We start from the raw sequence: 16845 nt of genomic DNA on the forward strand, positions 1-16845 counted from the left end.
CTGAGCGTGCCGCCATGGTAGACGGAAACGCCGCCGCTCGGCCAGCACTGCTGCCAGCCCTGGGCGCGATGACCTGGCTCCAGGCGCTGGTCGCGCTCGCCTTGTTCGCGCCCGGCGTGGTCGCGCCGCGCGCCCATATCGAGGTCTGGCAGCTCTCGATGTTCTCCTGCGCGGTGTTCGCCGTCGGTATCCCCGCCTCGTTCTGGGGCGGCGGCTTCATCGCGCGGGTTGGCTCGCTGCGGATCGCGAGCCTCTGCGCGGCGGCCATCGTCGTCAGCATGGCACTGGCTTCGCTCGGATCGAGCGCCGCCCTGCTCGCCGCGGGCCTCTGCCTCGGCCTTGCCATGGGCTCCGAGACGCCGGCAAGCGCAGCGCTGCTGGCGCGGCTGGTGACCGCCGAGCGCCGCGCCTTCGTCTTCTCGGTGCGCCAGACCGGCAACCAGATCGGCGCGGTCTGCGGCTCGCTGGCCCTGCCCGCGATCGCCATCGCGTTCGGGCCGGCCTGGTGCTATGCGGCCGTTGCTGCCCTGGCGCTGTTCGCGATCGCGCTGTTCGAGTGGCTGCGGCCGGCCTACGCCGGCAAGCTCGTCCCGCCCCCAAAGCTCGATCTGCGCGCGCGGCTGGCACTGGTGACCGCGGACCGGCGGATCGCGATGCTGGCGCTGGCATCGATGCCGTTCAGCGCGATGCAGGTGTCGCTCAACACCGTCTTCGTCACGCTCGGCACCCGCGAGCTTGGCCTTGGCCATATCGAGGCCGGCATGGCGCTCGCCTGCGCGCAAGCCGGCGGCCTCGTCGGCCGGCTTGGCTGGGGCTACGTCGCCATGCGCCTCGACGCCCCCCGCGCCGTGCTCATCGTCATCGGCCTCGGCATGGCCTTCTGCGCCGCACTGCTCGGCCTCGACGGCGGATCGCTCAGCCGCACCTGGCAGTTCGCAGTTGCGGCGCTGTTCGGCCTGACGGCGTCGGGCTGGAACGGCGTCTTCATCGCCGAGATCGCGCGCCTCGCCCCGCAGGACCGGATCGGCGAGACCACCGGCGCGGTGCTGACCGCGTCCTATGCGGGCCTGCTGGCGGCGCCGGCCGTGGTGTCGATCCTGGACGGTGTGGCCGGCCTTGGCGCGGCGTTCTTCGCCTTGGCCTGTCTTGCCCTCTGCGGCACATTGGCGCTGATGTGGGGAGGCCATGACAAAACCGACGCATAGTGCGCGCGAGATCGCAGCCGCCGTCACCGCCGGGCGGATGACCGCCGTCGACACGGCGAAGGCCGCCCTTGGCCGCATAGACGCCGCCAAGGCCTTGAACGCAGTGGTCACGACCGATCCCGCACGCACGCTGGCCGACGCGGCGGCGGTCGACGATCGCCTGCGTGCCGGCGAGACAATGCCGCTGGCCGGCGTCCCCATCCTCGTCAAGGACAACATCTGGGCCAGCGGCTGGCGCATCACGCAGGGCTCGCGCCTGTTCGCCGATTTCATCGCGCCACAGGATGCAATTGCGATCGAGCGCCTGCGCAAGGCCGGCGCGGTCATCGTCGGCATTGGCGCAACCTCCGAATTCGCCAGCAAGGGCGTCACGACATCGCCGCTGTTCGGCCCGACGCGGCATCCCCTGGATCCCGCGTTGACGCCGGGCGGCTCTTCGGGTGGACCCGCCACCGCCGTCGCAGCCGGCCTCGTGCCCCTCGCGATCGGCACCGATGCGGGCGGCTCCAGCCGCAGGCCGCCGGCCCATGTGGGCGTCGCCGGCTTCAAGCCGTCCTATGGCGCGATCCCCTATGGGCCCGGTTTCGCCGAGCCGTTCTTCGGCCTGTCGGTCATCGCGCCGATCGCCGCCGATGTTGCCGATATCGCGCTGGCGTTCGAAGCCATGGCCGGCGCCGATCCGCGCGATCCGGATGCAGCCGGCATTGCGCAAGAAGCCGAGGACATCGCCGGCCTTCGCATCGCCTTCTCACCGCGGCTCGGGCTCGACGTTGCGGTCGATGACGTTGTCGCCAACGGGCTCGTTTCCGCAGTCGCGCGTCTCTCCGCCGCAGGCCTCAGCATCGCGCTGCGCGATCCCACCTGGCCGGCAGGTGCGGCGGAAGAGGCCCTCATGCCGCTTCAGCACGCTGGCCTTGCCGCGCTCCATGGAGACGCTTTTCGCAAGGACCCGACTGTCTTCGACCCTGACATCGCCAGGCAGATCGAGCGAGGGCTGTCCTGGTCAGGCGCGGACGTCGCGGGTGCGCTGGTCGCGAGCGCCGCGATCGCCAATGCATTCGCGGCCTTCTTCGCCGAGGTCGATCTGCTGCTGACGCCGACAGTCCCCTGTGTCGCCTGGCCGTTCACCCAGCTCGGACCCGACATGATCGGCGGCCGCGCGGCGAGCCCGCGCGCGCATGCGGTGTTCACGCCGTTCGTCAATCACGCCCGCCTGCCGGCGATCTCGCTTCCCTGCGGCACCGACGCCCGCGGGCTTCCATTCGGTCTCCAGATCATCGCCCGGCGCGGCCAGGACCGCACGCTGCTGCGCGCCGCCCGGCAGATCGAGGCGCAGTTGCGGGCGTAGCTTTGCGAGATCGCGACGATTTCGGAATAGTCGCAATATACCCCTGTTTTGCCCGACGGGTCAAATCGCGCCGATGCCTGCGTAAGCCGTTGATTCCACTATCACCGGCTACTGTGCATGGGGTTGTTTTCGCACTTTTTGTTTGATCGGGCGTCCTAGCTGGCGAAAGACAGACGCAACCGCCGCCAGCCGATGACGATGCCGGTGATGGAGAACACCAGTCCGAGCGCGCAAAGGCCCACGATCAGGACATCGCGCAAACGCGGATGCGCCAGCAGGACTGGAAAGTCGAGCGTGTGGAGCGCGCTGTAGAACCAGCGATAGGCTCGCCGCGACGCATCCAGCCTTTGCAGCACGCGGCCATCGGCGCTGTCGATGTCGAACCAGAGGCCGCCGCAGCGGGAACGATAGACGGGTGCACCGGGGACGACGGACCGCGCGGGATAATCGTCGCTATCCGCGAGGATGGACGGCGCATTGCAGGCCGTCGCAAGCCTCGTCACCATGCTCCCGATCACCCGCGCACTGACGACCGGCGCCTCCTCGCTGTCGGGCCCAACCACAACCTGTTTCTCGAGACCAATCCGCTCGCGTCGATAGAGGCTGCCGTCAACGGCAAACCATTCGACCTCTCGGGCCGAGGGCGATATTCGCTTCCGTTCCGCCGATGGGGCGGTCGTCCAGTCCGGCGGTGCATCGATCACGCCGGCTTCGGCCGGGGTCAGCTGCCCTCGCGAGAACAGCCGGCCGTGATCCATGGAGAGCCATCCACTGAAGATCCACGTCAGCACGAAGACGGTCGCCACGAGGCCGATGATATGATGAAGGGCGTGCCAGCCGCGATAAGGCGAGGAGATCCGGTATCCTCGCATCCTGGAACGCACGATTCCGAGCACTGCACCCAGCATGGCTGCAATCAGCGCCAACAGCGACAGCGTCCAGACCACGCCGTCCCACAGCGCCCAGTTGCTTCTCAGGACCGTCGGATAAATCCAGTGCAGGACGCTGCCGACGAGGTTCCAGCCGCGCTCGCTTCGCGTCGTATCCAGCACAACCTCGCCGGTGCGCGACGAGACGTAGAGCTCCGTTCCGGCCGCGTCGCCGAGCGTTGCGCGAAACAAGGGCCGGTGACGATCAAAGCCGTTCGGCACGCTCCACTGGTCGTAGTCCGCCTGCGCAACGACAGCCGCATGCGCGGCATCGAGCCCGCGTTGGCGCGCATGCACCTGCGCGATGGCGAGCGCGGCCTCGGGCGACCGCACCGATGCATCCTGCCCGTCTGTCGCGCGAACCGCGCGAAGGTGCGAGGACCCCGACACGACGTAGACCGGCCCGTCGCTCCGCTGAATCAGGCGCAGGCGCGTGGCATCGGCGATGCCGCTCGCAGCCACGGCATCGGCAACGCCGATCCTCACCTCCGTACGATCCACCGGCGCGAGACCGGCAATCCGCTCCGCTTCCGTCAGCGATGGAAACGGAACGAAGTGCATCACGATTCCCGTCGCGAACTACATCGCGAACAGCAGGCAGAACGCGATCCCGAGCCAGCGATGCAGCAGGACGATCGCGCCCATCATGTGGTCAGCGCCCTACCATTTGAATGCGGCCGAGAGTTCATAGGTTCGCGGCGCGCCCAGCAGGATCTGGTCGGGATAGAACGGATCGCCCCAGATCGCGTAGCGCTTGTCCGCGATGTTGCGCACCCGGAAGGTCAGGCGGGCCTGGTCGACCGCATTGAAGACCGCCTTGGGGATGTCGACGAAGGCATAGACGTCGGCGACGGTATACGCCTTCATCGTCACCGTGTTGGCATCGGTATTGTAGCGGTCGCCGACATGACGGCCGGTGATGCCGACTTCGACCGGCCACGGCGTGAAGAAGCGGTACGAGGCGCCAGCATTGGCAACGATGCGCGGCACGTTCGGCGGCGTGTTGCCCGAGAACGATCCGCCGACGAAATTGTAGTCGGCATAGCGGGCATCGACATAAGCGATGTTGCCCCACAGCCGAAGGGGCTCGATCGGCCGCACCGAGGCGGCGAGCTCGACGCCCTTCGACTCCTGCCGTCCCGCAATATTGAGCGCCTGCCCGCCGGCCGCCGCATAGACGTTCTTGCGCAGGATGTCGTAGGCCGAGAACGACCACTCCGCCCGGTTGTCCCAGAACAGGTGCTTGACGCCGGTCTCGTAGGTCCGCGCGGTCGTGAGGTCCAGCGGCTGGGTCGGCAGCAGCAGGAAGATGTTGTTGGCGGAGATATCAGCGCCGGTCGCGTACTGGCTGAAGAAGGTGAGGCCCGGAACGGCCTCCCAGGTGTAGCCGATGCGGCCGGTGACGGGCGCCCAGTCCTTCGTGAACGGAAAGCCCGCGTTCACCAGACCGTTCTCGTCGGTCGAGTTGCGGTCGAGCCCGATATGCTCGACGCGCAGCCCGCCGATCAGCGCGAAGGTCCGCGTCAGCTTCAGCCGGTCCTCGAACGACAGCGCCTCGTTGTCGATGCGCGCGGTCTGCTGCTTGGTCGCGAGCAGTCCGTAATAGCCACGATCGAAATCGACCAGCGGAACATAGTCGTTCGGGAATTTCGCCGCGCCTGGCCTGACGAAGTCGAGATAGCTCGACGACAGCGTCGTGACCAGCCGGTTGTCGAAGCCTGCGATGTTCGTGTCCCAGATCAGGTCGGTGATATTGCCGACAAGGCGCTGGCTGTGCGCGACATAGAAGCGCTCGCGATACACTTGGTTTTTCGTGGAATCGAACGCCTCGATCTCGTTGTTGAACCACGACCGCTCCGCGCCGTAACCATAGGCCTGACTCTTCAGCGTCAGGTCCGGCGCCAGTTTCAGCTCGAAGCCGCCGCGCAACCAGACCTCTTGCGCTACGTTTCGGTTGTCGAGAACGTTGTAGTTGGTGTTGAAGGTGCGGTCGTCGATCGTGACGGCCCCGAGGTCGGTCCTGTTGAAGTAGGTGCCGGAAACAATCCCCGTCGTCGCATGCGAGCCGCTGAAAGCGATCGGCACCAGCGGCGCGCCCCAATAGGCCTTCCCGCGATCCTCGCGGTACTCGATCGCACCCCAGACCTTGAGGCTGTCGGAGATGCGGTAGTTGAGCTGGCCGGACACGTCGAGCGTCTTGGTGTTGGTGTCGTCGACAAAGCCGTTGAGCGAGGAGCGGCTGATGTCGAAGCGGTAGTCGAGGCCCTGAACGTTGGTGCTGCCGCCCGAGCCGTAATGCGCGCGGAACGAGTTCAGGGAGTCGTACGAGAAGTCCGCCTCGTTGCGGATCGCTCCGGTGTGCGGCTGCTTGGTGACGAGGTTGATCGAGCCGCCGGCGGCGCCCTCGCCCGAGATCAGCGAGGCCGGGCCCTTCAGGAATTCGACGGCCTCCAGATTGGCGGTGTCCATGATCCGCGAGGTCATGTTCTGCGGGCCGATCTTGATGCCGTTGTAGAGCGTGTTGATCTGGCTGTTGGTGAAGCCGCGCATCGAGAAGCCCGCCGGCTCCCCCGGCGCGTCGCCGGAGGTGACGCCGACTGCGCCCTGCGCCACCTCGGACACGGTGCGATAGCCCTGCTCGCGCATGGTCTCGGCCGAGATCACCTCGACGGTCGCGGGCGTCTCGCGCACGGTGAGGCCGAGACGCGAGGCGCTCTCGGCCACCGCATTGCTGTTGAGCGGCGTTGGCGCCGCTTCGCCTGGCACGGCGGGCTTGGGCGCCGCCGATGCGGCCGCTGGCCTGCGCGGCGTCGCGCGGCGCGCACTCTGCGCGTCCCGGGCAGCCGGCTTGGCCGGCTTGCGGGACTGGGCGGGCGACACCTCGACAGGCGGCAGCGGTTCGCGGACCTGCTGCGCCTGCGCGGCGGGCAGATCGGCGACTGTAAACGACGTGAGAGCAGCAGAGGCGAGCGGGAAACGGCGCGACCGTACAATACGGATAGAAGACACAGCGGGACCTCGGTATGACGTCAGTGGCACGTCACAGCGAACGAGGTCTCACCTTTGGCCTTTCAGCCGTCCGATGAAGCCGAATGTCTGTACTCCCCGACCGACATCTTCGCGTGTGACCACGGCTGACGGCAGGTCTCCTGGCTCGCGGGTCGTCACCACTTCGTCGCCTTCCCGGGACCGAGGACCCAGTGGCTTCTGACGAAGGATTATCCGCTTACAGTTGCGGGGGCAGCCGCGGCATTGGGGAAACATCCCCGCACCGCATTCCCTTTTCATCCCCTCTCGGGGGAAACCGTCGCGAGCATCTAGGATTACGATCGAGACAGAGTCAATGTGGCAGTTGCGGCGTTATTGCCACAGCGACCAACTTCCTTGGAGATAGGCATGGAAGGCGAGACCTTCCTCTGGCTGATACGCCATGCACCCGTCGACGGCGTCGCGGGGACGATTCACGCGCAGGACGCGCCTGCCGATCTCGGCGATCGCGCGCAACTGGAAGCGTTGCGCCAGCGCCTGCCGTGGGACTCTGCGAGCTATGCCAGCCCGTCGCGGCGCACGGTCGAGACGGCGCGCGCATTGGGGCTCGAACCGGAGCTGATGGGCAACTTCAGCGAACAGGATTTCGGCGACTGGACCGGCCGGCGGCATGACGAACTCGCCGCAATGGGCGGCGAAGTCTACGCGCAATTCTGGAGCGACCCTGCGCACCTGAGACCACCGGGCGGCGAAAGCTTCGAAGATCAGGTCGCGCGCGTCCGCCTGGGCCTGTCACGGATCGGCGCCGGGCCAGCAACGCTCGTCGTGCATTCCGGCACGATCCGCGCCGCACTGTGCATCGCGCTGGATCTTGCGCCGCAAGCTGCCCTGCGCTTCGTGATCGATCCGCTGTCGCTCACCAGGATCGACCGGCTCGCGACCGGCTGGCGCGTCGTGTCGGTCAATCAGCGCGTGGTGTGAGCCGGATCAGGCCGGGCGATCCGGCACATTGGCCTGCGCGAAGGTCGCCATGCCGTTGTGAAGCGCACAGGCCGATCGCACCAGCGGCAGCGCGATGGCGGCGCCCGATCCCTCGCCGAGCCTGAGATCGAGGCTGATCAGCGGCTGCACGTTCAGGGCGCGCAGCACCAGACGATGCCCCTGCTCCGCCGACTGGTGCGACGGCAAGAGGAACGGCTGGCACGACGGATTGAGGCGCACGGCCGCCAGCGCCGCGACCGACACGATGAAGCCGTCGATCAATACGGGAATGCGGCGTTGCGCGGCCGCGATGATCGCACCGCAAATGGCCGAGATCTCGAGGCCGCCGACGGCGCACAGGATTTTTTCGGGCGACGCAGCCGCAACGCCATGGCGCGCAACCGCGGCATCGATCACGCGCGCCTTGTGCGCACGGCCGGCGGCATCGACGCCGGTGCCGCTGCCCGCGATTTCCTCGGCGCTCACGCCGAGCAGACTCGCCGCGATCGCCGCCGAGGTCGTGGTGTTGCCGATGCCCATCTCGCCGAAGATCAGAAGATCGGGCTGGCTGGCTGCCGCGCGCGCAACCGCACGCTCGCCGGCCTCGAAGGCGAAGGCCAGCTCTGCGAGCGTGAGCGCAGCCTCGACGCTGAAATCGCGCGTGCCGCTGCGCGGCTTGTCGGTGACGACTCCCGGCATCGCCTCCTGCGCCAGCGTGCCGGCGTCAACGACTTCCAGGTGCGAACCCACCTCACGCGCCAGCACCGAGATCGCGGCGCCGCCCGAGGCGAAGTTCGCCATCATCGCGATGGTCACGGCTTGCGGATAGGCCGACACGCCTTGCGCAACGATGCCGTGGTCACCCGCGAAGATGATGATCGGCACGCGTGCCGCGCGTGGCTGCTCGGTCGCTTGCAGGCCCGCGAGCTCGATCGCGAGTTGCTCGAGCCGGCCGAGCGCGCCGGTCGGCTTCGTCAGTTGCGCCTGCCGCACGATCGCCGCGTCGCGATGGACCGCGGAGATTTCGGGGCACTTATGGTAGACCCATTCGGGGAGCATGCTGCCTCGCTTACGGCCTGCGCTTGAGGATGTAGCAGTCCATGATCCAGCCGTGCCGCTCGCGCGCCTCCTGCCGCAGCGCGGCGATGCGCGGGCCCACCTCGGCCAGCGCGCCGGACATGATGATCTGATCGGGCATGCCGAGATAGGCACCCCACCAGATCTGGAGCCCGGCCGGATCGAGCGACTGAAACGCCGTGCCACCATCGAGCATCACGACCACGGTGTCTGCGCTTACCGGCCAGCCGCCTTCACGCAAGCGGCGGCCTGTCGTGACCAGAAAGGGCTCGCCGATGTCGTTCAGCGGCAGCGCATGCGCCGCGCACAACGCCTGGATCGACGTGATACCGGGGATGACCTCGATTGTCGGCAAGGGATCGAGCCGGCGCGCAATGCGCAGCGAGGAATCGTAGAGCGAAGGATCGCCCCAGATCAGCAGCGCGACCCTGCCGTTACCTCCGAGATGGCTTGTGATGGTCTGCGACCATTTCGCGGCGACCGCATCGTGCCAATCGTCCACGCCCTTGCGGTAGTCCGCCTCGCCAGCGTCGCGCACGGGAAGATCGAACTCGGCGATACGCGTGTTGTCGCTGGTCAGCACATCCGCGCAGATCGTCCGCCTGAGATCGGCGAGATCGGACTTTGCGCTCCCCTTGCGCGGGATCAGGACGAGATCGGCCGCGTTGATGGCGCGGGTCGCGGCGTGCGTGAGCTGCTCGGGATCGCCGCAACCGATGCCTATCAGGGAGAGCGTGAGCATCATATTCGCGAAGGGCGGCCATGACGGCCGCCCTTTCGCTTGTCTCTTAGGCCGCGTTGTGCAGGCGCGGGGTGACGAGGCCGGGCGCGGTGACGCCGCGTAGCGACTTCGCCAGCGCCAGCACGGCGAGATCGGCCAGCGGCTCGATCACGATGACGAGCGCATAGGAGGCCGCGAAGGTCGCGATGTTGACGAGGTTGGTCATAGCAAAACCGGAGCCATAGAGCGCCCAGAACGCCACCCAGCCGATGACGCCGGCCTGATAGGTCGTCGAAAGCGCCAGCGCCTGGCGATACCTGAGATCGACATAGGCGGTGTTGCGGGCAATGATCCGCGTGGCGATCGCCTGGATCGCGAACAGCGGCACCAGCAGCGTGGTGACGTTCATGCCGTATTGCGGCAGGTCGGCCGGCTCGAAGAAGACGCCCTGGAACAGCAGGCCGAGCGCGAGGCCGAAGGCCGCGGGCGCAGCACCGAACAGCAGGAACAAGGTCGAGCCGAGGATGAAGTGCACCTCGGACACGCCGACCGGGAAGTGCGGCAGGATCTCGAAGAAGGTGAAGACGAGGCCGGTGGTGGCGAGGGTCCGCGCCGCGAACGACGTGATGCCCTGTTCGCGCACGGTCTCGACCGCGAGCTTGAGCGCAACGCCGCCTGCGGCGATGCCGGTTGCGTAACTCAACACGAGCTTGGCGCCCGTCACGATCCCGGGTTCGATATGCATGGCTCAGTCCTTTCCTGCCGTCACACCCGACGGCCTTGGCCTCAAAACATGCACGGCCGGTCTCCTGGCTCGCGGTTCACTGGGGTTCTCCGGCCTTCCCGGACCTAGCGATCCAGTGGCGGTTCGGAGCCCCTCACCGCTTACAGTCGCGGGGGCGGCTGAGGTTTTGGGCGCCGCAATTGGGTCCGCCCATCCCCATTCCCGATTATGCTCCGGCGCTTTGCGCCACCTCGAGCACCATGCTTGTCCTGTGTGCCCCTTTCGCGCAGCCTGCGTCAAGGGCCGAACGGCGGCGGTGGCCGTCATGACGGGTATTCTCCCGCCAGTGCGCCGAACAGGATCACGGCGGCCGTCGAGGCAGCCCCGCCCCGCGCAAGCTGCTCGGCAAGCTCGGCAATCGTGGTGCGGACCAGCCGCTCGTCGGGGCGGCCGAGGGATTCGGCGAACAGCGCCGGGGTGGTCGGCGCGAGGCCGTGCGCGATCAATTTTGCGGCAAGCGCCGGAAAGGTGCGGCGGCCCATATAGACCACGGTGGTCGCCTCCGGATCGGCCAGCGCCGCCCAGTTCAGGTTTTGCGGCAGCTCGCCGGTGACGTCGGCTCCGGTCACGAACTGCACCCGGCGCGAGGTGTGGCGCCGCGTCAGGGGCATGCCGGCTTGCGCAGCGGCCACGCAGGCCGAGGTGACGCCGGGAACGATCTCGTAGCCGATGCCGGCCGCGCGCAGCGTTTCGAGCTCCTCCTCGAGCCGTCCGAAGATGCCGGCGTCGCCCGACTTCAACCGCACCACGCGCGCGCCAGTCGCGGCATAATCGACCAGCAGGCGGTTGACGTGATGCTGCTTGGTCGAGGGCCGCCCGGCCCGTTTCCCGACCGCAACGAGATTGGCGCCGGGACGGGCGAGATCGAGAATCGCGCCGGACGCGAGGTCGTCATAAAGCACGACATCGGCCTCGCGCAGCCGCGCGGCACCCTTGAGCGTGAGAAGCTCGGGGTCGCCGGGACCGGCGGAGATGAAGGAGACAAAACCGCTCACCGGTCCTCCGCGATCAGATGGAAGAACGTGCCGGTGGCATTGCCTCGGCGCGAACCGGTCTCGGCGATGACCGCACCGGTCGCGTCGTGCACGACCGCGAGCGGCGTGTCGGGCTGGGCGGCAATCGTCGAATAGTGGAATTCGTGGCCGCGCAGGCGCGCGCCGGGGCGATGTCCCGGCATCGGTGCGGCGAGTTCGGCGAGACGATAGCCCAGATGCATGCGGCGTTTGGCAAAGCTCGTCTCCAGGCCGAGCAGGCCCGCCATCTCATGGCGGACACCGTCGGCGTCGGTCAAAGCGGTTCCGAGCACCATATAGCCTCCGCATTCACCATGCACCGGTCGTGTCTCGGCGAAGGCGCGCAAGCCGCTGCGAAAGCGCGCGTTGGCCGCGATCTTCCCGGCATGAAGCTCGGGATAGCCGCCGGGCAGCCAGCAGACATCGGCGCTTGCGTCGGGCGCCTCATCGGCAAGCGGCGAGAAGGTCGAGATGTCGGCTCCCGCCGCGCGCCAGGCTTCCAGCATATGCGGATAGACGAAGGAGAATGCCGCATCGCGGGCAAGCGCAATGCGCTGCCCGGGCGGCGTCACGTTCAACCCATTCGCAGCCGGTTGCGGCGCCCAGGCGGCCGCCGATTGCAGCACCGCATCGAGATCGACATGCTCGGCGACGAAACGCGCGGCCTCGTCGATCAGTTTTCCGATCTCCGCCTGCTCCTCGGCCTGCACCAGGCCGAGATGCCGCTTCGGCAGGCTGATCTCGGCATGGCGCGGCAGCGCGCCGAACACGGCAATGCCGGCGTTGTTAAGCGCGCGCCGCACGAGGTCTTCATGGCGCGGGCTGGCGACGCGATTGAGCACGACGCCGGCAAGGCGCACGCCCGGGCGGTAGTCGCGAAGGCCCGCAGCGATCGCCGCCGCCGTCTGCGCCTGTCCCGAGGGATCTATCACCAGCAGCACCGGCCAACCCAGCATCTCCGCAATGTCGGCGGTGGCGCCTGTGCCGGAGACGCCACGCGCGGCGACGCCGTCGAACAGACCCATCGAGCCCTCGGCAAGCACGACATCGGCGTCGGCGCCGCGGCCGACGAGATGCGCGATTCCCCCGCGATCCATCGCCCAGCTATCGACGTTGACGGAGGCGCGGCCCGTCGCAGCGGCATGGAAGGCGGGGTCGATATAGTCGGGCCCGCTCTTGAAACACTGCACGCTCAGTCCGCGATTGCGCCAGGCGCGCGCGAGCGCCAGCGTCAGCGTCGTCTTGCCGACACCGGAGGCAGGCGCGGAGATGACGAGCCCTGCCGGCATCAGGAGGCCTCCGGAAAGCGCGGCTCGGCGCCGACCGGCCGATAGCGGCGGTCGTAGTCGGCGGCATAGAGGCGGCTCTCGTCGAAATCCGCGGCGCCAAGCGTCTTGCCGACGAGAATGAGCGCGGTGCGTTCCATCTCGGTGCCGACGGCGGCATCAAGCGTCGCAAGCGTGGCGCGGACGATGCGCTGGTCCGGCCAGCTCGCGCGCCAGACGATGGCGACCGGGCAATCCGCGCCGTAGTGAGGCAGCAGCTCCGCAATCACCTGGTCGAGCAGATGGATCGACAGATGGATGGCGAGTGTCGCACCGGTCGCAGCGAAGGCGGCGAGCCTCTCCCTTTCGGGCATCGCACTGGCGCGGCCCGGCGTGCGCGTCAGCACCACGGTCTGAGCGAGCCCCGGCAAAGTCAGCTCCACCTCGAGTGCCGCGGCGGCGGCCGAGAAAGACGGAACGCCGGGCGTCACGGTGAAGGGAATGCCGAGTGCGCGCAGGCGGCGGAGCTGCTCGCCCATCGCCGACCAGATCGAGAGATCTCCGGAATGCAGGCGCGCGACGTCCTTGCCGTCCGCATGCGCGGCGGCGATCTCGGCGATGATCTCGTCAAGCGACAACGGCGCGGTGTTGACGATCCGCGCGCCCGGCGGACAATGCGCCAGCACGCCCTCAGGCACCAGCGAGCCGGCATAGAGGCAGACCGGACAGGCGGCGATCAGGTTGCGTCCGCGCAACGTCAGCAGATCGGGAGCGCCCGGCCCGGCGCCGATGAAATGCACCGTCATGCGCCGTCTCCTTCCGCGATCGCGGCCGTCGCGGTGCGATCCTGCGAGACCACCCGCGCCGCAATCAATCGGGCGCGAGGGCCGGCCGCGGCGAGCGCCGCGGCCTCGGCGACCGATCCGGTCCCGAACTTTTCCGCGATGAGCCTGGACTGCGTCGGCGTGTCGATGCCGGCCAGCACCTCGGGCGATACCGCCTTGATCGGCACACCGCATTCGCGCGCGAGCTGCTGCAGCGCTTCTGCATCGGCCTTGTCGCTGACGGTCGCCACCGCCGCAAGGCCTTCAGCGCCGCCCGCCGCCAGCAGCGCCTCACGCAACGAGGCCAGCGTGACATCCTGCCTGAATCCGAGCCCGGCGACCTTCATCGGACCGCACTCCACTGCACCACGGGACGCGCCGCCTCCCAGGACCGGTAGCGGCCGAGCGGGCCGGCATGGGCGATCTCGACCCGCATCAACTCGCCGCCGTGGCGCTGGTGCAGTTCGCCAAGCAGCGCTTCCGTCTCCAGCGTCACGGCATGTGCAACGAGCCGTGTGCCTGCCCCGATGCGCGACCGAATGGCATCGAACATTGCGCTATCGAGACCGCCGCCGATGAAGACCGCATCCGGCGCGTCCAGCCCAGCGAGAGCTTCGGGCGCACGGCCCGTGACAACAGCGATCCGATGCACCAATCCGAACGCCGCCGCATTGCTGCGGATATTCGCGGCGCGATCCTCGCGCATCTCGATTGCCGTCGCCGTCCCGCCGCAGAGCGCCCACTCGACCGAGATCGAACCCGATCCGGCGCCGATATCCCACAACCGTTCGCCCGGGCGCGGTGCCAGCGCCGAAATCGCGAGCGCACGCACCGGCCGCTTGGTGATCTGGCCGTCATGAGCGAAGAGATCGTCGGGAAGTCCTGCGCTGCGAGGAATGCCCCGAGCTCCCTTCGCCTCCACGGCCACCGCGACCAGGTTTCCGGCGAGATCGCCAGTAAAACCATCGGCACGATGTTCCGCAATGCTTTCGCGTGGCCCGCCGAGCGCGGCGAGAGTCCAGAATGCCGAGGCGCCCCATCCGCGCTCGCTCAGCCACTTTGCAAGGTCGCCTGCGGCCTTGCCGTCACGCACGAGGCAAATGATGCGCGCGCCAGGCGCAAGGTGTGGCACGAGGCGCTCGAAGGGCGCGGCGTGGAGACCGAGGCAGACGACGGATTCAAGACGCCAGCCGAGCCGCGCAGCGGCGAGCGAGAATGTCGACGGCGCCGAATGTGCGACCCACTCACCCGCCTCAAGCTTCTCGGCAAGGCTTGCGCCGGCGCCGTGCCAGAACGGATCGCCGGAGGCCAGCACCGCGGTCGGCCGGCCGCGGCGGCTGAGCACGACCTCCGCACCGAACGGCACCGGCCACGGGTGGCCGCGCCCGGTCACACCGGCAAGCGCGAGATGACGCTCGCCGCCGAAGACGGTTTCGGCCTCACGCAGCGCCTTTCGGCTTGCGTCCGACAGCCCGGCAAGGCCATCTTCGCCGATACCGATGATGGTCAGCCAGGGATCAGCCATGACACGCGCCCTCATTCTGGGCGGAACGAGCGATGCGAGCCAGCTCGCGGCGGAGATCGCGCGCACCGGCATGGATGCCGTCTATTCCTATGGCGGCCGCACCCGTGCGCCTGCCGACCAGCCGCTGCCGACCCGCGTCGGCGGCTTCGGCGGCCTGAGCGGCCTTGCCGATTACATTCGCCGTGAAGGCATCACGCATGTGATCGACGCGACGCATCCTTTCGCTGCCGAGATGAGCCGCAACGCCGTCGCGGCATGCGCGGAAACCGGCACGCCGTTGATCGCGCTCGAACGCACCCCCTGGGCTAAAACACCCGGTGACAACTGGATCGAGGTCGGCGACGTCGATGCAGCGGTCGCCGCTCTGCCCGAGTTGCCGGCAAACGTGTTCCTTGCCATCGGCCGCCAGCACATCGCGCCGTTCGGGAATAAACCGCAGCACGCCTACACACTGCGCTTCGTCGATCCGCCCGAATCGCCGCTGCCCTTCCCGGCCGACGTGATCGTGTCGCGCGGACCGTTCACGCTTGATGGCGAGCTGGAGATGCTGCGCACGCGCGGCGTCATATGGATCGTCGCCCGCAATTCCGGCGGCGATGGCGCGCGCGCCAAGATCGACGCGGCCCGCACGCTCGGCCTGCCCGTGATCATGATCGCACGGCCGGAGTTGCCCGAGCGCCAGCGGGTCGAGAGCGTGGCCGAGATCATGCAGTGGCTTGGTCATCGCACCTGCCTCGGCGCATAGATCCAGCGGCCGACACGGCGCGTCTGCGAGTTGCCGACGATCACCAGCGTTCGCATGTCGGCCATCTCGGGCCGCGCCGCGTTGAGCGTGACGGTCTCGATCGTCTCGTCGGATGCGCTGATCGCGCGCGCGAAGATCACGAGCCGCTCGCCGCAGCCGGCGTCCTTCAGCACGGCCAGCGCGCGGCCAAATCCTTCCGGCCGGCTCGCCGAACGCGGATTGTACAGAGCGATCGCGAAATCCGCTTCCGCGGCCAGCCGCAGGCGCTTCTCGATCAGCGCCCATGGCTTGAGATTGTCGGAGAGATTGATCGCGCAGAAATCATGGCCGAGCGGCGCGCCGGCACGCGCGGCCGCCGCCAGCATCGCAGTGATGCCGGGCAGCACGCGGATCGGGAGCTCGCGATATTGCGGCGCCTGCTCGAGCGCCTCGAACACGGCCGATGCCATCGCGAAGACGCCAGGATCGCCGGAGGAGACGACGACGACCTGCCCGCCTTCGGCGGCCAGGCGCAGCGCCTCGCTCGCTCGCGCGAGCTCCTCGCGGTTGTCGGATGGATGCAGCGTGAGCCCCGGTCGCGGCGGCACGCGCGCGACATAGGGCGCATAGCCCAGAATATCGGTGGCGGAGCCCAGCGCGGCGGAGACCTCGGGCGTCACCAGCGCGTCACTGCCCGGGCCGAGGCCCGCGATGGTCAGCGTGCCCGTCATTCGGCGGCGTCCAGATGCCGGCCCTTGCCGTGCACGAGCACGATCGCAAAATAGGGACAGTCGGCGGCATCGATCTCGGCGAGCCGCGCGACGCGCTCGCCCGGCATGGTGCCGCGCTCGACCAGCCAGGCATCGTCCAGCCTTCCGGCGGCGGCAAGCGCGCGGCGCACTTTCGCAAGATTGCGGCCGGTCTTCATGACGACCAGCGCATCGGAGTCCCGCATGCGGCGCTCGAGCTCGTCCTCCGCGAGCGTGCCCATCAGCACCGTCGTCACGTCGTCGCCGAGCGCGATCGGCTGGCCGACGGCATTCCAGCAGCCGACCATGCCGGGAATGCCCGCGATCACCTCGATCTCGACGCGTCCCTGCAAGCGCGTGTGCAGATGCATGAAAGAGCCGTAGAAATAGGGGTCGCCCTCGCAGAGCACGACCACGTCGACCGCGCGCGCCAGCCGCGCCAGGCGCTCGGCCCATTCGTCGTAGAAGCCGGCGAGCAACTGGACGTATTCCGCGCTGTCGAAAGCGATCTCGGTCGTAACAGGGTATTCCATGGGATATTCGGTGACATCGCGGGCGAGCATGCCCTCGACGATACGACGCGCCTGGCCCGGCCTGCCCTTCTTGCGGAAATAGGCCACGTGCTGTGCGCCGCGCACGGTACGATCGGCGCGCACGCTCATCATGTCAGGATCACCCGGGCCGAGACCGCAGCAGATGATGCGTCCCATGA

15 protein-coding genes, 1 pseudogene and 2 riboswitches are annotated in these 16845 nt (G+C 68.2%); of the genes and pseudogenes, 4 read left to right on the forward strand and 12 right to left on the reverse strand.

The features are described 5' to 3' along the window. Nucleotides 1–14 precede the first annotated feature (14 nt). A complete protein-coding gene (locus ACVWW6_RS35795) occupies nucleotides 15–1205 on the forward strand; it encodes an MFS transporter (protein WP_456682393.1) in 1191 nt (396 codons plus the stop codon). After that, entirely contained in the window at nucleotides 1186–2553 is a 1368-nt protein-coding gene (locus ACVWW6_RS35800) for an amidase (protein ID WP_456682394.1), read from the forward strand. The genes ACVWW6_RS35795 and ACVWW6_RS35800 overlap by 20 nt, the downstream gene beginning before the upstream one ends. Before the next feature lie 155 nt (nucleotides 2554–2708). Here ACVWW6_RS35800 and ACVWW6_RS35805 read toward each other — a convergent pair. Both ACVWW6_RS35805 and ACVWW6_RS35810 read right to left on the reverse strand, forming a co-directional pair. Next, nucleotides 2709–4130: pseudogene (locus ACVWW6_RS35805) on the reverse strand (PepSY domain-containing protein). Between the two features lie 12 nt (nucleotides 4131–4142). Beyond that, the gene (locus ACVWW6_RS35810) at nucleotides 4143–6491 is read right to left on the reverse strand and encodes a TonB-dependent receptor (RefSeq protein WP_456682395.1); all 2349 of its coding nucleotides are present in this window, start codon (nucleotides 6489–6491) and stop codon (nucleotides 4143–4145) included. A gap of 113 nt (nucleotides 6492–6604) precedes the next feature. Beyond that, a riboswitch (cobalamin riboswitch) is annotated at nucleotides 6605–6806 on the reverse strand. A 72-nt stretch (nucleotides 6807–6878) separates the two neighbouring features. On the opposite strand from ACVWW6_RS35810, the gene ACVWW6_RS35815 reads away from it, so the two are divergent. Continuing rightward, on the forward strand, nucleotides 6879–7451 hold the full coding sequence (locus ACVWW6_RS35815) for a histidine phosphatase family protein (protein WP_060911296.1): 573 nt from the start codon (nucleotides 6879–6881) through the stop codon (nucleotides 7449–7451). Between the two features lie 6 nt (nucleotides 7452–7457). Here ACVWW6_RS35815 and cobT read toward each other — a convergent pair whose 3' ends face one another. From cobT to cbiE, 8 genes are all read right to left on the reverse strand, one after another. Beyond that, nucleotides 7458–8510 (reverse strand): nicotinate-nucleotide--dimethylbenzimidazole phosphoribosyltransferase, encoded by a 1053-nt coding sequence (cobT, locus tag ACVWW6_RS35820; protein WP_456682396.1) that lies wholly within the window; start codon nucleotides 8508–8510, stop codon nucleotides 7458–7460. 10 nt (nucleotides 8511–8520) lie between these two features. Then, complete coding sequence (gene cobF / locus ACVWW6_RS35825) at nucleotides 8521–9270, reverse strand: precorrin-6A synthase (deacetylating) (RefSeq protein WP_456682397.1); 750 nt, start codon at nucleotides 9268–9270, stop codon at nucleotides 8521–8523. A 46-nt stretch (nucleotides 9271–9316) separates the two neighbouring features. Further along, entirely contained in the window at nucleotides 9317–9994 is a 678-nt protein-coding gene (locus ACVWW6_RS35830) for an energy-coupling factor ABC transporter permease (protein ID WP_304552042.1), read from the reverse strand. A 37-nt stretch (nucleotides 9995–10031) separates the two neighbouring features. Next, a riboswitch (cobalamin riboswitch) is annotated at nucleotides 10032–10246 on the reverse strand. Nucleotides 10247–10296: 50 nt separating this feature from the next. After that, nucleotides 10297–11028, reverse strand: coding sequence for a uroporphyrinogen-III C-methyltransferase (gene cobA, locus ACVWW6_RS35835; protein WP_028172122.1), 732 nt, complete (start codon nucleotides 11026–11028; stop codon nucleotides 10297–10299). After that, on the reverse strand, nucleotides 11025–12335 hold the full coding sequence (locus ACVWW6_RS35840) for a cobyrinate a,c-diamide synthase (RefSeq protein ID WP_456682398.1): 1311 nt from the start codon (nucleotides 12333–12335) through the stop codon (nucleotides 11025–11027). Before ACVWW6_RS35840 ends, cobA begins: the two co-directional genes overlap by 4 nt. Then, nucleotides 12335–13117 (reverse strand): precorrin-4 C(11)-methyltransferase, encoded by a 783-nt coding sequence (gene cobM / locus ACVWW6_RS35845; protein ID WP_456682399.1) that lies wholly within the window; start codon nucleotides 13115–13117, stop codon nucleotides 12335–12337. Before cobM ends, ACVWW6_RS35840 begins: the two co-directional genes overlap by 1 nt. Beyond that, on the reverse strand, nucleotides 13114–13482 hold the full coding sequence (locus ACVWW6_RS35850; RefSeq protein ID WP_456682400.1) for a cobalamin biosynthesis protein: 369 nt from the start codon (nucleotides 13480–13482) through the stop codon (nucleotides 13114–13116). Before ACVWW6_RS35850 ends, cobM begins: the two co-directional genes overlap by 4 nt. Beyond that, complete coding sequence (gene cbiE / locus ACVWW6_RS35855) at nucleotides 13479–14660, reverse strand: precorrin-6y C5,15-methyltransferase (decarboxylating) subunit CbiE (RefSeq protein WP_456682401.1); 1182 nt, start codon at nucleotides 14658–14660, stop codon at nucleotides 13479–13481. Before cbiE ends, ACVWW6_RS35850 begins: the two co-directional genes overlap by 4 nt. Between cbiE and ACVWW6_RS35860 the strand changes: the two genes are divergently transcribed. Further along, nucleotides 14659–15405, forward strand: a complete 747-nt coding sequence (locus tag ACVWW6_RS35860) for a cobalt-precorrin-6A reductase (protein WP_456682402.1) — start codon at nucleotides 14659–14661, stop codon at nucleotides 15403–15405. The two genes, cbiE and ACVWW6_RS35860, sit on opposite strands and share 2 nt — an antisense overlap. On the opposite strand, the gene cobJ is transcribed toward ACVWW6_RS35860, so the two are convergent. Together cobJ and ACVWW6_RS35870 are read right to left on the reverse strand one after the other, a co-directional pair. Continuing rightward, complete coding sequence (cobJ, locus tag ACVWW6_RS35865) at nucleotides 15381–16115, reverse strand: precorrin-3B C(17)-methyltransferase (protein ID WP_011086051.1); 735 nt, start codon at nucleotides 16113–16115, stop codon at nucleotides 15381–15383. The two genes, ACVWW6_RS35860 and cobJ, sit on opposite strands and share 25 nt — an antisense overlap. Then, on the reverse strand, nucleotides 16112–16843 hold the full coding sequence (locus ACVWW6_RS35870; protein ID WP_271613364.1) for a precorrin-2 C(20)-methyltransferase: 732 nt from the start codon (nucleotides 16841–16843) through the stop codon (nucleotides 16112–16114). The genes cobJ and ACVWW6_RS35870 overlap by 4 nt, the downstream gene beginning before the upstream one ends. Nucleotides 16844–16845: the final 2 nt, after the last annotated feature.

Source organism: Bradyrhizobium sp. USDA 3311, assembly GCF_054062495.1.

Excerpts from the sequence above, each read along its gene's own strand:
- ACVWW6_RS35870 (WP_271613364.1), bottom strand. The coding sequence starts at position 16,843 with ATGGGACGCATCATCTGCTGCGGTCTCGGCCCGGGTGATCCTGACATG.
- ACVWW6_RS35850 (WP_456682400.1), bottom strand. The coding sequence starts at position 13,482 with ATGAAGGTCGCCGGGCTCGGATTCAGGCAGGATGTCACGCTGGCCTCG.
- ACVWW6_RS35795 (WP_456682393.1), top strand. The coding sequence starts at position 15 with ATGGTAGACGGAAACGCCGCCGCTCGGCCAGCACTGCTGCCAGCCCTG.
- cobJ (WP_011086051.1), bottom strand. The coding sequence starts at position 16,115 with ATGACGGGCACGCTGACCATCGCGGGCCTCGGCCCGGGCAGTGACGCG.
- cbiE (WP_456682401.1), bottom strand. The coding sequence starts at position 14,660 with ATGGCTGATCCCTGGCTGACCATCATCGGTATCGGCGAAGATGGCCTT.
- cobT (WP_456682396.1), bottom strand. The coding sequence starts at position 8,510 with ATGCTCCCCGAATGGGTCTACCATAAGTGCCCCGAAATCTCCGCGGTC.
- ACVWW6_RS35815 (WP_060911296.1), top strand. The coding sequence starts at position 6,879 with ATGGAAGGCGAGACCTTCCTCTGGCTGATACGCCATGCACCCGTCGAC.
- ACVWW6_RS35840 (WP_456682398.1), bottom strand. The coding sequence starts at position 12,335 with ATGCCGGCAGGGCTCGTCATCTCCGCGCCTGCCTCCGGTGTCGGCAAG.
- cobF (WP_456682397.1), bottom strand. The coding sequence starts at position 9,270 with ATGCTCACGCTCTCCCTGATAGGCATCGGTTGCGGCGATCCCGAGCAG.
- ACVWW6_RS35830 (WP_304552042.1), bottom strand. The coding sequence starts at position 9,994 with ATGCATATCGAACCCGGGATCGTGACGGGCGCCAAGCTCGTGTTGAGT.
- ACVWW6_RS35800 (WP_456682394.1), top strand. The coding sequence starts at position 1,186 with ATGACAAAACCGACGCATAGTGCGCGCGAGATCGCAGCCGCCGTCACC.
- ACVWW6_RS35860 (WP_456682402.1), top strand. The coding sequence starts at position 14,659 with ATGACACGCGCCCTCATTCTGGGCGGAACGAGCGATGCGAGCCAGCTC.
- cobM (WP_456682399.1), bottom strand. The coding sequence starts at position 13,117 with ATGACGGTGCATTTCATCGGCGCCGGGCCGGGCGCTCCCGATCTGCTG.